Genomic DNA, 13,925 nt, shown 5'->3' with positions numbered 1-13,925 from the left:
AGAAAACTTTCGGAAACTTCTTCCGGACAGTCAAAAGTTATTGGCGAGCAGTTGCGCGCAATTGGAGATTTGATTTCGGAAATTGTTTTTGTTTCTGGCGATTCTGAAAATGCGTTTAATTCGGTTTTTGAAAATATTCATAAAACGGATGGATTTGTAAAATCGATAAATTCAACTATGGAAGTGCAGAAGCAAGGTTCAAGCCAGATAAGCGAAACTTTGGCTTTGTTAAAAGAAAGCTCCGATTCTGTAAAGAATGCGTCTGCCGAAACTGAGGAAAACAACCGCACTATTTTGTCAGAAACTAGAACTTTGCAGGAAAGCGCTGCAAAAATGCGCCAGCTTGTGAGCGAAATGGCCGGTTTTGCAAGCTCAATAACTCTGGAAGCCGAAAAATTGAACGGACTTTCGGACGGAGTTGGCTCTTCTCTTGAAAAAATCAATGAGGAAGTTGAACTTTTTAAGGTTTAGATTTTTGTTAAAAAACTTTTCTGCACTTGCTAGCGTTCTTTTTTGGTTTTATACTATTTTGAAAAAAATGCGGTAGCGCTGGTAGCCCCGAAGTTGTTTTGTGGCGGTTGCGATTTGTCGAAACTGCCACAAAACAATGAAGCGTAAGCGGAAGGGCGGACATAGCGACGGCGAAAGCCGGACCGCCGAAAAAAATTACGGAGACAAAAATGAAAGTTTTGGTTATTGGCGGAGCCGGTTATATTGGTTCGCACGTTGTAAAACAGTTGATGAAGAATGGGCACAAAGTTACGGTTTTTGATAACCTTTCTTCGGGATTGCGGCAGAATCTTTTTAAGGAAAATGATTTTATTTACGGAAATATTCTGATTGAACGCGATTTGGATAAGGCTTTTGAGCAAGGGTTTGACGCTTTTATTCATCTTGCGGCTTTTAAGGCTGCCGGCGAGTCTATGGTTGAGCCGGAAAAATATTCAATTAACAACCTGAACGGAACTATCAATATTTTAAATTCGGCAGTAAAGCATAACTGCAAGTATATGGTTTTTTCTTCGAGCGCGGCGGTTTTTGGAGAGCCAAAGTATCTTCCGATTGATGAAGCTCATCCGAAAAATCCTGAAAACTACTACGGATTTACAAAATTAAATATTGAAGAAATTATGGCCTGGTATGACAAGCTCCGCGGTTTGAAATTTGCGGCTCTTCGTTATTTTAACGCTGCGGGTTATGATCCTGAAGGTTTTCCGTGCGGACTTGAACAAAATCCTGCCAATCTTTTGCCTGTTATTATGGAAACTGCCTGCGGAATGCGTCCAAAAATGAAAGTTTTTGGTTCTGACTACGATACGCGCGATGGAACTTGTATCCGTGATTATGTTCACGTAACGGATTTGGCGGCAGCCCACGTAAAAGCGCTTGATTATATTTCTAAAAACAACGAAAGTCTGATTTGTAATCTTGGAAGCGAAACTGGGGTTTCTGTAAAGGAAATGCTTGAAGAAGCAAGAAAAATCACCGGAAAAGAAATTCCTGCTGAATTTGTAGAACGCCGTCCTGGAGATCCTGCAGAGCTTGTTGCAACTTCAGCATACGCAAGAGAAAAACTTGGCTGGGAGCCTGAATATTCCGACATTCATACCTTGCTGGACTCAACCTGGAAAGCATATCTAGCAAACGGAAAATTAAAAAATTAGCTGAAAAACAAAGCGGAAAATGGTTGAAGCCACGAAGAAAAAGAAAGCGAGTCAAAATTGTCCTAAGAGCAAAGCGACGGCACGGATTTTGAGCAGTGTTTTTTTTGTCGAGGCTTCAACACTTTTAAGAAAATGATTTTTTTTGAGAAAGATTTTTAGAGAGAATTTTTTTTTAATTTTTAACAAAGTCCGCAACTTTTTTCTTTTTTTTGTGTCTATTTAAAGGAAACGTATTTATGTGCGTAATTTATGATTTATAAGGACACAAAATTCAATGGCAACAACTTATGATGATTCAATGTTCCGGGATACTTTTGAACACGAATATACTTGGCTTAACGGTTTTATGCGAAATGTCCGCAGATTTTCTAAAAGACCGGCAATAATTGATCCTGATACAGACCGCAGCTGGAATTATAAACAGCTTAATGTTGAAGCAAACCGCCTTGCAAATGCCTTAAAAAAAATTGGAATAAAAAAAGACGATGTTGTTATGGGCGCTCTTCGAAATTCTCCAGAATTTGCCTTTATGTACACAGGCCCTCGTAAAATCGGGGCAATTTTTCTTGCGACAAATTTTAACCTTGCAAGCGGCGAAATGGCGCTTTTGATAAATCATAACAAGCCAAAAGTGGTGGTTTATTCTGCGAACGTTGTAAAAATGATGGAAGAAGCTGCAAAAATCTGCCTTTGGAAGCCAAGCCTTTTTATTATGGCGGACAATATTGAAGGCGTTGATTTGCCAAAAGGTCATATTTCGTACGAATCTTTTGTAGAAAATGCTGATATTGATGAGCCAAAAATTGATTTTAGGCCGCACATCTATGACGAAGTTTTGCGCCTTTGTACGAGCGGAACAACAAGTCTTCCAAAATTTGTTCCTGTAAACGATATTAACGAAGTTCTTTCTGCTCACGATGTTATCATGCATTATCCGATGAATCCTCATGATGTTACTTTGAATATGACGCCGTGGTTTCATAGAGGAGGCTGCCATTCTGGCGGTGTATGTCCTGTTTTTTATGCAGGAGCCGCCGCTGTCATAATGCGTTCGTTTAGGCCTCAAACTTCGCTAGACTGGTGTTCAAAATACAAAATTACATTTATGATGGGCGCTCCTGCAAATCTAGAAATGCTTACCCGTGCTCAGGAAAAAAGTCCTCGTGATATTTCCAGTTTGCGTGGAATTGTAACAATGGGAGCTCCTTTGAGCCGTGCTGACTGCATTCGTTTTAGAACAGTCCTGACAGAAAATATTTTTAACGGCTATGGAACTACAGAAACTTTCTGGAATTCATTTTTGCGTCCGTATAATCTTCCTGATGGCGCAGGTTCTGTTGGCGGAAGCTGCACAGACGACGAGGTTAGGGTTGTCCGCCTGCCTGCTGACGGGTCGAAGGCTGAGCCAGACGATTTGGTTCCTACAGACAGCGAAACAGAAGGTGAAATTATAATCCATTCACCGGCAAAATCAACTTATTCCTATTATCATAATGAAGAAATGACAAAAGAAAAGTTTTACAAGGGCTGGATGTATACAGGCGATACTGGTGTTTGGAACGATGATTGGGTTGTGACGGTAAAAGGACGCAAAGACGATATGATGGTTGTTTCGGGCGAGAATATTTATCCGACACAGATTGAAGAAGCGATTATGGAAAATGAAAAAGTAAAAGACTGTATTGTAACATCTGTTCCTGACAAGGTGCGCGGACAGTCAGTTTGTGCCTATGTGATTGCAGATGATCCATCTCTTACTGTAAAAGAGTTGAATGAATTTTGCGCAGGAAGTAAAATGCTCAGTAAATACAAGAGACCGCGGTATTTTGCAATCGTAGAAAAAATTCCTCTTACAGCGACTGGAAAAAAACAGCATGCAAAAATAAAGGCTCAGGCCGAAAAAGATTTGGAAGATGGAATTCTTGTGCGTGAATAAGGTGGCATGATAAAAAATACATCCTTGTAATTTTTATCATTGCAGTTTGTTCAAGTGTTGCTTTTACAAACTGTGATTCTAGCTGTCCGTGGATTGCTACTAACGCGGAGTTTTTAGAAGGAGGCGTTAAATATGGAAGAAAAAATTATAAGCAGCGCAGCTCAGGTTATTATTGCGATTACTCCGATTGTTGGAATTGCAATTGGCGGTGTCGTGGTGTTTTTTTCGCTGCTTTGGCATCATTTGGAAGTGCGCAGACAGATTTTGAGCGGAACTTACAAACGCGAAAAATTTAATTTAAAAGCGTATTCACTTTTAATTGGCCTTTTGCTGACCGGAATTGGTTTTATGCTGACTGTGGTTTTTGCCTTGCTTGGCGGGATTTCCATATCTCTGCTAGGCGGATTGATTCCTTTTTCGATTGGAATTTGCGCAATAATTTTTTATAAGGTGAACGACTGGGAATAAATTAAAAAATAGTCATATTCATGGCAGGAAAAACTCTTAACGGCATTGAAAGATTACTCATAAATAAGCGTGATGAATTTTTAATAAAAGAAACTTTGAGCGGAAACGAAAAGGCTTTTCAGACGCTTATAAAACTGTATAAAAAAAGAGTTGTCGCGCTTGGAATGAGTTTTTTTAGAAATTCTGATGATACTGACGACTTTGTGCAGGAAGTTTTTGTTAAGGTTTATATGAATCTTTCAAAATTTAACTACAGGTCGAGTTTTGCCACTTGGATTACAAAAATTGCATATAATTCTGCTGTAAATTCGGTTACGCGCCGGCAGGAATATGTTCCGCTTGCAAACGAAGAAATGCTGCAGTCAAAAGCTCTCAATCCTGAAGAAGAAGAAATCCGGAAAACCACACTTGATACGATCAGAGAATGTGTTTTGTCTTTGCCGGAAAATTACGGCAGGTGTGTGGAAATGTATTTTTTCCATGGATTAAAATATGAGGAAATTTCTGAAATTACGGGTTTCCCTGTAAATACAATAAAATCTTACATATTCCGTTCAAAAAAACTTATGGCGGACAACCTGCGAGGTGTAATTTATGAACAGTAAAAAATGTGAAAAAGTGATGAATTCTTTTTTTGAGCTCGACAAAGGCGAACGCCTGGAATTGCACGATTCTTTGCATTTGATTTTTTGTAAAGAATGCCGTACAAAAGTAAGAGTTCTTTCAAAAGCAGAAAAAATTGTTCAAATGCCGCTTTTTCAGAAGTCGGAAGCGCAGGATTCTGGTTTGAGTTCTGCAATAAAAAGAACAAACCCTTCTTGGATGGAAAATTTAAAGCCTGTTTCGATGGTAAGATGGGTTTTGAGTGGTTTTTTGATGATTTTGCTTTTTGTGCTTTCGGGCATTTTTCTTGAAAAAAATCAGAATCCGGACTACTTAATCTGGTTTTACGTGATTGTCGGAGCGGTTGTAACGGCATATTGCGGAGCTTTTATGGCGATAAATATGGATTTTTTTATAAAAAAGATTGATACAAGTTCTCTTGCGTAAAATGGCGCCGGATAGCAGAGGCCGCAAAAGCGGGTGCAAAGCACCGAAGGCGCGTTAGACGCCGTAGCCTCGGATAGCCGTTAGTGCAAAAGTTGCGCGCGGCAAAAACTAATGAAAAACTATTTTTTTGTGCTAGGATATTTTTATGAATGAAAATTTTGAACTTTTAAAAGAAAATCTTGAAAAAACAAGGCCTGAAATTATTGAATTGCAGACGCTTTTGTCGTCGATTCCAGCTATGGCTCCTGAAAGCGGTGGTGACGGCGAGTCGAAAAAATGCGCCGCCCTTAAAAAGTGGCTTATTGGACGCGGTTTTAAAGAAAATCAGTTTAAACAGTTTGACGCTCCTGATCCGCGTGTTTCTTCTGGAGTTCGGCCGAACCTTATGCTTACGATTCCTGGAAAAAAAGAGCAGTCGATTTTTGTAATGGCCCACATGGACGTTGTTCCGCCTGGAAATCTTTCGTTGTGGCATTCTGATCCTTGGAAAGTTGTTTATGACGAAAAAAATGACAAAATTACCGGCCGCGGCGTTGAAGACAACCAGCAGGGGCTCGTGAGCGGTGTTCTTGCGGCTCTTGAGCTTCTTAAAAACAACATTGTGCCTGAATATACCGTAAAATTGTTTTTTATGGCTGACGAAGAATTTGGTTCTGAATATGGAATGAAATTTCTTTTGAAAGAACATCTCGATCTTTTTAAGAGAGATGATTTGATTTTGATTCCTGATGGCGGAGATCCGGAAGGGAAAACAATTGAGGTTGCGGAAAAAAATATTCTCTGGCTGCGTCTTCATACGATTGGTTTGCAAAGCCACGGTTCAATGCCTCAAAAAGGAAAAAATGCGCACCTTGCTGCCTGCGAGCTTGCATTACGCTTAAATGACCTCGAAAACTTCTTTGATGCGGAAGATGAACTTTTTTCTCCGTCAAAATCGACATTCCAGCCGACAAAAAAAGAAACCAACGTTGATACGGTAAATATTATTCCGGGCGATGATGTTTTTTATATGGATTGCAGAATTTTGCCTTGCTACACTTTGGACGTGGTTCGTGCGGAAATAAAAAAGCGCGTTGGCGAAATTGAAGAAAAATATGGCGTAAAGGTTGAAATTAGCGAACCGCAAAAATGTCAGTCGCCGGCAACTCCTGTGGATGCTCCTGTTGTTGAAAAATTAAAGCAGGCGATTATGGACGCACATGGAAAAGAGGCTGTTCCAATCGGTATTGGGGGCGGAACTGTTGGCGCAGAATTGCGCAATTTTGGTTTTAATGCGGCAATTTGGTCTACGATTGATGAAGTTTGCCACCAGCCTGACGAATACAGTTGCTTGCACAACACGATTGCAGATGCGCAGACTCTTTGCGCCCTGTTCTTGCAGAAATAAGAATTGCAAAAAATGAGGCTTAAAACGGCAAAAGCAAATAAAAAAATTGCAAAAAAATCTGAAACAGTGTCAAATCAGTGTTAAATCTTGTAGAATTGAAGTGTCTGCGGTAGAATAAAAACATTATGCTTTATACTATTGGCGGTCTTTTGAACCGATATTTTGGACCTGCACGTCTTTTGCAGTCGTACACAGTTCTTATTGTTTTGTCACTTTATACAGGTTTTTTGCTTGTTCGTTATTTGATGCCGCATTTTTATACTTATATGCCTCACGACCGTGGCCGCGAGTTTACAGTGAGTGCTGAAGCGGCAAAAGGCAAGCCGACTGGCGTCGGAGTATTTTTTATTACGGTCTTTGTTTTGCTCAGTCTGATTTTTGTTCCAATGGACTGGTTTAAAGCCTGTGCTCTTGGTTTGACGTGGCTTATGATGTTGACAGGTTTTCTCGATGACCGCAGCGTTACAAGCTGGGGAGAATACCGCAAAGCTGTTCTTGATTTAGTGATTTCCGTTGCACTTTCTGTTTTAATGGCTGTTTATCTTATTCAGCAGAGTTCCGATGGAAAAATTTATTTTTGGCTTCCGTTTTTTACTCACAGAATTTTTGTTTATCCGTGGGTTTTTGTTCTTATTTCCACGGTAATGATTTGGACTTCTGTAAACACAACTAATTGCACGGACGGAGTTGACGGACTTAGTTCAACTCTTGTTTTGATTGCGCTTTTAACACTTGGCGTAATTTTTTATTTTATTCTTGGACACAAAGACATTGCGGCTTATCTTTTGGTTCCTCATTTTGCGCAGGGAGCGAGCTGGGCGGTTATGACGTTCTGTTTGGCTGGCGTTTTGATGGGGTATCTTTGGCACAATGCTTTTCCTAGCAAGTGTCTTATGGGAGATGCAGGAAGCCGCGCTTTAGGTTTTTATATTGGAATTTGCGTAATGCTCAGTGGAAACCCGTTCATGATTTTTGCAACTTCGACAATTATTTTTATAAACGGCGGAATGGGATTGATGAAAGTCTTTTTGAAAAGATTCTTTCATATTAGTATTTTTTCAAAAATTCGATTTCCTTTGCACGACCACATGCGCGTAAACCACGGCTGGTCGCCGACTCAGGTTTTAATCAAATTTATGATGCTTCAACTTTTGATTACGCTTGCCGTTGTAGGAATTATATTTAAGGTCAGATAAAAAATGAATATTAGAGCTTCAAAACATAATCTTTCTGGAAAAATTACAGTTCCAGGTTCAAAATCGCATACAATTCGTGCGCTTATCCTTGCAACTCTTGCAGACGGAGAATCTGTAATTAGAAATCCTCTTCCGAGCGCAGACTGCCTTTCTACGGCGGCGGCAGTTCCTCTGATTGGCTCAAGTGTTGAATTAAATCTTTCTGAAGAGGGGGAGCCAGGAACTCGCTGGCTTGTAAAAGGGGCTGGAAAAAACATTCATCTTCCGAGCGATATTGTGAATGTAGGAAATTCTGGCTCACTTTTGTATTTTTTATCTCCAATTGCCGCAACTTTTGAAGGAATTAGTATTTTTACTGGCGATGAGTCAATCCGAAAAAGGCCAGTTGCTCACGTTGTTGACGCTTTGAACCAGCTTGGAGCAAGGGCAGAAATGGCAATTCCCGGTCACAACGGGTGTCCTCTTGTCGTAAAAGGTCCGGTTTGTTCCGGCGTTGTAAAAACAGAAGGCGAAGTTTCTAGCCAGTATATTTCTGGACTTATGATGGCAGGAATTTTAATGGACGGAAAACTTACTTTGGAACTTTCCAATCCAAAAGAAACTCCGTATCTTGCAATGACGCAAAAATGGCTCGAAAAAGTTGGAGTCCCGTGTTTAATTTCGGATGATTTTAAAAAGATTGAAGTAAATGGACCAAAAAACTTAAAGTCTTTTGACGTTACGATTCCTAGCGACTGGGAAGGTGTTGCTTATCCGTTGATTGCGGCTCTTATGACTGATTCTAAAATTACAATCGAAAATGTTGATTCGAGCGGAACTCAAGGCGATGATGCAATTGTTGAAATTTTAAAATCAATCGGAGCGGATATTGAATGGGACAAAGAGAAAAATGCTTTGACAGTCTGTGGCGGAAAATACGCGAAAAACGGACATGGAAAACTTTCGGCAAAATCTCTTCCAAACGGCGAGCTTCATGTAAATATGAATTCGTTTCCGGATGCGGTTTGCGCTCTTGCCGCGATTGCAACAAAAGTTGAAGGCACAGTTGTGCTTGAAGATGCGGCGGTTTGCCGCCGAAAAGAAACTGATCGTCTTAAAGTTTTGAATATTGAACTTTCAAAATTGGGAGCAAATATTGAAGAAAAAGAGGATTCTCTTATAATTCACGGCGGAACAAAATTGCACGGCGAAACGGTTGAAAGCTATAAAGACCATAGAATGGCAATGTCTCTGGCCTGTCTTGCGCTTGCTCTTCCTGCTGGAGAAAAAATGATAATAAAGGACGCGGAATGTTGTTCTGTAAGTTTTCCGCACTTTTTTGAATTGATGAATAATCTTGGCGCAGAATTTTTGAATTTAAGCGTTAAGGATTGAAGCGGTGCCGAAGGCAAACAAATGCGAAGCATTTGGTCGGAGGCGAAAGCCGTAGCCGCGCAAAGCCTGACCGGTTGCCTGCGGCCGGGAACGCCCTTTTATATAAAAAAATGGCTGTCAGAAATCGAATGTATTTTTCTGACAGCCATTTTTATTTTAAAAACGAAAAATCAAACTATTTGTTGCCTGGAATTACGACTGTGTTCCAGTGGTTTGGATCTTCGAGAGAGCCGTACTGGCGTCCTTTTAATTCGTGCTGGAGTTCTTTTGCAACTGGACCAAAGCCTTCGCCAAATACTGTTTTTTTGCCGTTCAAATCGGTGATTGATGACATCGGGCTGATTCCGGCCGCTGTTCCTGTTACGAAACATTCAACTGCTTTTTTCTGAACTTCTTTTACAGAAATAGGGCGTTCTTCTACTTTGTAGCCTTTTTCTTTTGCAAGAACAATTACTGATTTTCGTGTGATTCCTGGCAAAATTGTGTCGCCGAGCTCAGGTGTAACGATTGTCTTGTCTTTGAGAACAAAGAAAATGTTGCAGCTTGAGCCTTCCTGGAAGTATTTGTGATGAACTGCATCGAGGTAAACACATTCAACAAAGCCTGCCTGTTCGGCTTCTTTTTTTGCAAGCGCAGAAATTACGTAGTTTGAAGCGCACTTGATGTAGCCTGTTCCATGTGGAGTCGCGCGAATGCGGTTTGTAATAACTGCCCCGTCAAGACCTTTTTTGAAATATGCAGAAACTGTTGTTGCGCAGATTACGACATAAGGTTGTTTTGAACAGCCGACACCGATTGCGCCTTCAGAATTCATAAACGGACGCATGTAGATTGAATCTGCGTCTGCGTAGTCGGTTTTTTCCCAATCAGGATTATATTTTGGAACATATCCGAGGGCTGCGTTGCGTTTTACAAATTCAACCGAAGCTTTTACATACTGTTCTACAGGAAAAGCCGGGCAGTAAAGACCTTTCATGGAATTGTTAAAGCGTTTTCCGTTTTCTTCTGGACGGAAAATTGCAACTCCGCCGTCTTTTGTTGGAAAGCCTTTCATTCCTTCAAAACAGCTGTATGCGTACTGAGAAGTGTAAGAAACAGAAGGAAGTCCCATTTGATTGCGTTTGTCCAAAACTGCTTTGCGGTCAGCTTCCGACATTGCCATCAATTCGTCATAAGTTACTTTGTCGCTTTCGAGCCATTCTTCGTCCCATTTTTCAGTTTCAGGATTGTAGCGCGCAATGTAAGTAACTGGATAAAGGTTTAAAGCAAATGCCATTTATTTTTCCTCCACCAGGTGCGATAAAAATCGTATCTGTAAATGTTTTCTTATAAGAATATTACTTTTTTAATTATATGTAAATAAATTAAGGTAGGCTAAAGATTTTATTTAGGGCGAATGTCGAATTTTGAAAAAAACAGTTTACAAACCTAGGATTATCAGGGCAAGCCTGATAATGACAGTAAAATTTAAAACTCGAAATTGAACCTATTTAAAATTTTTTTGGCGGAAGTTTTGTTATGTTAAAAATAAAAAGCGCTCCGGAGATTTTTAATGATTTTATGCTGTTTTTTTGCATATTTTTTTCGCAGTTGTGCATTTTTTAAAATAAGAGTAAGATTTAGACGGTTTTTTGAGCGAAAACTTGTTTTTTGCAGTTGCTTTGAATTAGTTTTTCGAAATAACTCTATTTTGCTCGCAAATAAAAATTTAAGGAAACATAAAAATGAAATTAACTTGTGGAATTGTCGGTCTTCCAAATGTCGGAAAATCTACTATTTTTTCTGCTCTTACACGTGCTCCAGCAGAAGCAGCAAATTATCCTTTTTGTACAATCGAACCGAATCACGGCGTTGTTGAACTTCCTGACGAGCGTCTGGATTTTATGGCTGGCATTTTTCAGCCGAAAAAGAAAATTCCTGCAGCTGTTGAATTTGTAGATATTGCCGGACTTATTAAAGGCGCTTCAAACGGCGAAGGCTTGGGAAACCAGTTTCTTGCAAATATCCGCGAAACTTCGGTAATCGCGCATGTTGTTCGTTGTTTTGACAATCCTGATATTCAGCATGTTCGCGAAGATGCAAAAACCGATGCTCCGATTGACCCTGAGAGCGATATTCTTACTATTAATTATGAACTTTGCCAGGCTGATATAGACACAATTACAAAACGCGAAGACAAGGTTACACGTCAAATTCGTGCAATGGGAAAGGCGGAAGAAAAAAAATTTGCCGGTTATCGCAGTGCCGTAGATAAAATTTTGCCTTTGCTTCAGGAAGGAAAATGCGCCCGTCAGGCAGATTTGACAGATGATGAGCTTGAAGGAATTTACGACCTTCATCTTCTTACGATAAAACCTCAGCTTTTTGTCTGCAATATTGATGAAGATACGATTGCAGAAGGCACAAATAAATATGTTGAAGCTGTAAAAAAAGTTGCCGCAGAAGAAAAAAGTGAAGTAATCGTAATCTGCGGAAAATTTGAAAGCGACCTTGTAGACATTGATACTCCGGAAGACAGAAAAGAATTTATGGACAGCGTTGGATTGAAGGAATCAGGTCTTACAGTTCTTGCCCGCGCGGCTTATCATTTAATGGGACTTCGTACATTCTTTACCGGTGGCGCAGACGAATGTCGTGCCTGGACAATTCATAACGGAGACAAGGCTCCTCAGGCCGCTGGCGTAATTCACACTGATTTTGAAAAAGGCTTTATTAAAGCAGAAGTTTATTCCGTAGAAGACCTTAAAAAATACGGTTCAGAAGCAGAAATAAAATCTGCCGGAAAATATCGGCAGGAAGGAAAAGATTATGTCGTTCAGGACGGCGATGTAATGTTCTTTAAATTTAACGTATAACAAAATATCATTATAAAACTTGCTAAAATCCCGATCTTTGTTCGGGATTTTTTTTATGTTTGTGATAGACTTTTTTTATGCAATCTTCTTTAAAAAACAAAAACAGCGATTCTGCTTTGGGAACGGACGGAATTTCACGTCTTATGCTGAGGCTTGCGCTTCCTTCGGTGCTTGCTTATCTAATTAACGTTCTTTACAACATTGTTGACCGAATTTATATTGGCCATATTTCTTCTGGAGGCGCAGAGTCATCTCTTGCTCTGACTGGACTTGGAATTTGCCTTCCTATAATTCAGCTGGTGTCGGCTTTTAGCGCTTTTGCAGGAACTGGAGGAGCGCCTCTTGCTGCTATTGAGCTTGGAAAAACTGAGTTTGACCCTTCTGCAAAAAAAACAGCTCAGAAAATTTTAGGAAATGCGGCTTTTATGCTGATTATTTTTTCTGTTGTTTTGACTTTGTTTTTTATGGTTTTTAAAACGCCTGTTTTGACCTTTTTTGGAGCGAGTGAAAAAACTTTGCCTTTTGCGGACGATTATCTTTCGTTTTATCTTTTGGGAACGATTTTTGTTCAGCTCTCGGTTGGCTTAAATCCGTTTATAACTTGCCAGGGACATGCCAAAACTGCAATGATTTCGATTTTGATTGGTGCAGTTTTGAATATCATTCTTGATCCGATTTTTATTTTTGCGCTCGGAATGGGGGTTAAAGGAGCTGCTTTTGCCACGGTTATTTCGCAATGCGTGAGCGCCGTTTGGATTGTGTCGTTTTTGTGTTCAAAAAAGTCTGAAATTCGCCTGAATTTTGCTATTTTAAAACCAAAATTTGCGATTATAAAAAAAATCAGTTCACTCGGAACGTCTCCTTTTGTGATGCAAGCTACGGAAAGCGCGATTTTTGTAGTTTTTAATTCTGGACTGCAGCGTTATGGCGGCGACATTTACGTTGGAGCAATGACGATTATGCAGAGCGTGATGCAGATTATTTTTATTCCGACTCATGGATTTGCAAACGGTGTGCAGCCGATAATTTCGTACAACTTTGGCGCAAAAAAATTTGAGCGTGTAAAAGAAGTTATCCGTAAAATGCTTCTTGTGAACGGAATTATTACAGTCTGCCTTGTTTTGAGTGCAAGTGTTTTTCCTGCAAAATTCGCTTCTCTTTTTACTTCGAGCGATGAAATTCTACAGATTGAGCAAAAACTTCTTCCAGTTTATATTGCAGGACTTTGGCTTATGTGGATTCAGAATTCTGCGCAGACAACCTTTGTTGGAATAGGAAACGCAAAAGTGTCGGTTTTTATTGCCTGTCTAAGAAAAATAATTCTTTTGATTCCATTGGCTCTTGTTCTGCCAAAATTTTTTGGAGTTGAAGGAATATTTTTTGCTGAGCCGATTGCGACAACATGTTCTGCGCTTACGAGCACAGTGCTTTTGGTAATGGAATATCGGAAGATGTGAAAATATAAGAATTGGGTCAATTTCGAGTTTTGATAACGGGCGTTTCCCTCGCTCCGTTCGGGCCGGGCGTTCCAGCCTTCGCTCACGCTCATTCTTCCGCTTCGCTTCGTGCGAACACTTCGTTCCGCTCCAGAACTTCGGGCTTCCATGCCCTAACGCATTGGCATTAGAATGCGCGCAAGTATACACGGCAAACATTATAAATGCGAGAATCAACAAAGCTCTTTTTTCATCAGAAAATCAGTTTGCACATCATCGCCTAAAACAAAAGCATGCTCGCTGAATTTTCTAAAGCCTTTGTCAGTGTAGAATTTCTGGGCAGGAAAATTTTTCTCCCAAACGCCAAGCCAAATAAAAGAAACTCCAAGCTCCCTGGCCTTTTTTTCGGCAAGATTCATAAAAGCCGTTCCGATGCCAAGCCCTTTTGCTTCTTTCAATACATAAATCCGCTGAATTTCAAGCGAATTTTCAAAGCTGGATTCCGTTTCCGCATTTCCAGTGTTGATTTTCAGAACACCGAGAATTTTTTGATTTTCCA

At 40.1% G+C, this 13,925-nt stretch carries 13 protein-coding genes; 11 read left to right on the top strand and 2 right to left on the bottom strand.

Features of this window, described 5'->3' with window-relative positions:
• The 9 genes from B2X33_RS06740 to aroA form a co-directional block, all read left to right on the top strand.
• Nucleotides 1-471, top strand: a 471-nt coding sequence (locus B2X33_RS06740) for a methyl-accepting chemotaxis protein (protein WP_524539505.1), incomplete at its 5' end; no start/stop codon positions are given.
• Between the two features lie 209 nt (nucleotides 472-680).
• Entirely contained in the window at nucleotides 681-1,664 is a 984-nt protein-coding gene (gene galE, locus B2X33_RS06735) for a UDP-glucose 4-epimerase GalE (RefSeq protein ID WP_296668541.1), read from the top strand.
• Between the two features lie 274 nt (nucleotides 1,665-1,938).
• Nucleotides 1,939-3,600 carry a class I adenylate-forming enzyme family protein gene (locus B2X33_RS06730; RefSeq protein ID WP_296024328.1) on the top strand — a complete coding sequence of 554 codons (1,662 nt, stop codon included), beginning with the start codon at nucleotides 1,939-1,941 and terminating at the stop codon, nucleotides 3,598-3,600.
• Between the two features lie 132 nt (nucleotides 3,601-3,732).
• Complete coding sequence (locus B2X33_RS06725; RefSeq protein ID WP_273066652.1) at nucleotides 3,733-4,068, top strand: hypothetical protein; 336 nt, start codon at nucleotides 3,733-3,735, stop codon at nucleotides 4,066-4,068.
• A 20-nt stretch (nucleotides 4,069-4,088) separates the two neighbouring features.
• Nucleotides 4,089-4,673: an RNA polymerase sigma factor gene (locus B2X33_RS06720; protein ID WP_296668538.1), complete on the top strand. Its 585-nt coding sequence runs from the start codon at nucleotides 4,089-4,091 to the stop codon at nucleotides 4,671-4,673.
• Nucleotides 4,663-5,118: a hypothetical protein gene (locus B2X33_RS06715; RefSeq protein WP_296668537.1), complete on the top strand. Its 456-nt coding sequence runs from the start codon at nucleotides 4,663-4,665 to the stop codon at nucleotides 5,116-5,118. The genes B2X33_RS06720 and B2X33_RS06715 overlap by 11 nt, the downstream gene beginning before the upstream one ends.
• A gap of 145 nt (nucleotides 5,119-5,263) precedes the next feature.
• Entirely contained in the window at nucleotides 5,264-6,505 is a 1,242-nt protein-coding gene (locus B2X33_RS06710; RefSeq protein WP_296668535.1) for a M20 family metallo-hydrolase, read from the top strand.
• Nucleotides 6,506-6,630: 125 nt separating this feature from the next.
• Nucleotides 6,631-7,701, top strand: a complete 1,071-nt coding sequence (locus tag B2X33_RS06705) for an MraY family glycosyltransferase (RefSeq protein WP_296024317.1) — start codon at nucleotides 6,631-6,633, stop codon at nucleotides 7,699-7,701.
• A gap of 3 nt (nucleotides 7,702-7,704) precedes the next feature.
• On the top strand, nucleotides 7,705-9,075 hold the full coding sequence (gene aroA / locus B2X33_RS06700) for a 3-phosphoshikimate 1-carboxyvinyltransferase (protein ID WP_296024311.1): 1,371 nt from the start codon (nucleotides 7,705-7,707) through the stop codon (nucleotides 9,073-9,075).
• Nucleotides 9,076-9,250: 175 nt separating this feature from the next.
• Here aroA and B2X33_RS06695 read toward each other — a convergent pair whose 3' ends face one another.
• Nucleotides 9,251-10,351, bottom strand: coding sequence for an aminotransferase class IV (locus B2X33_RS06695; RefSeq protein WP_296024309.1), 1,101 nt, complete (start codon nucleotides 10,349-10,351; stop codon nucleotides 9,251-9,253).
• 448 nt (nucleotides 10,352-10,799) lie between these two features.
• Here B2X33_RS06695 and ychF point away from each other — a divergent pair, with 448 nt between their 5' ends.
• Both ychF and B2X33_RS06685 read left to right on the top strand, forming a co-directional pair.
• Complete coding sequence (gene ychF, locus B2X33_RS06690; protein ID WP_296024306.1) at nucleotides 10,800-11,930, top strand: redox-regulated ATPase YchF; 1,131 nt, start codon at nucleotides 10,800-10,802, stop codon at nucleotides 11,928-11,930.
• 77 nt (nucleotides 11,931-12,007) lie between these two features.
• Entirely contained in the window at nucleotides 12,008-13,387 is a 1,380-nt protein-coding gene (locus B2X33_RS06685) for an MATE family efflux transporter (RefSeq protein WP_296668534.1), read from the top strand.
• Nucleotides 13,388-13,599: 212 nt separating this feature from the next.
• Here B2X33_RS06685 and B2X33_RS06680 read toward each other — a convergent pair.
• Nucleotides 13,600-13,925: GNAT family N-acetyltransferase (locus tag B2X33_RS06680; protein ID WP_296668532.1), on the bottom strand; the 326-nt coding region annotated here is incomplete at its 5' end.

The sequence above is a fragment of the Treponema sp. UBA785 genome, assembly GCF_002297065.1.
GTDB lineage: Bacteria > Spirochaetota > Spirochaetia > Treponematales > Treponemataceae > Treponema_D.
This window is presented reverse-complemented; position numbering and strand designations above follow the sequence as displayed.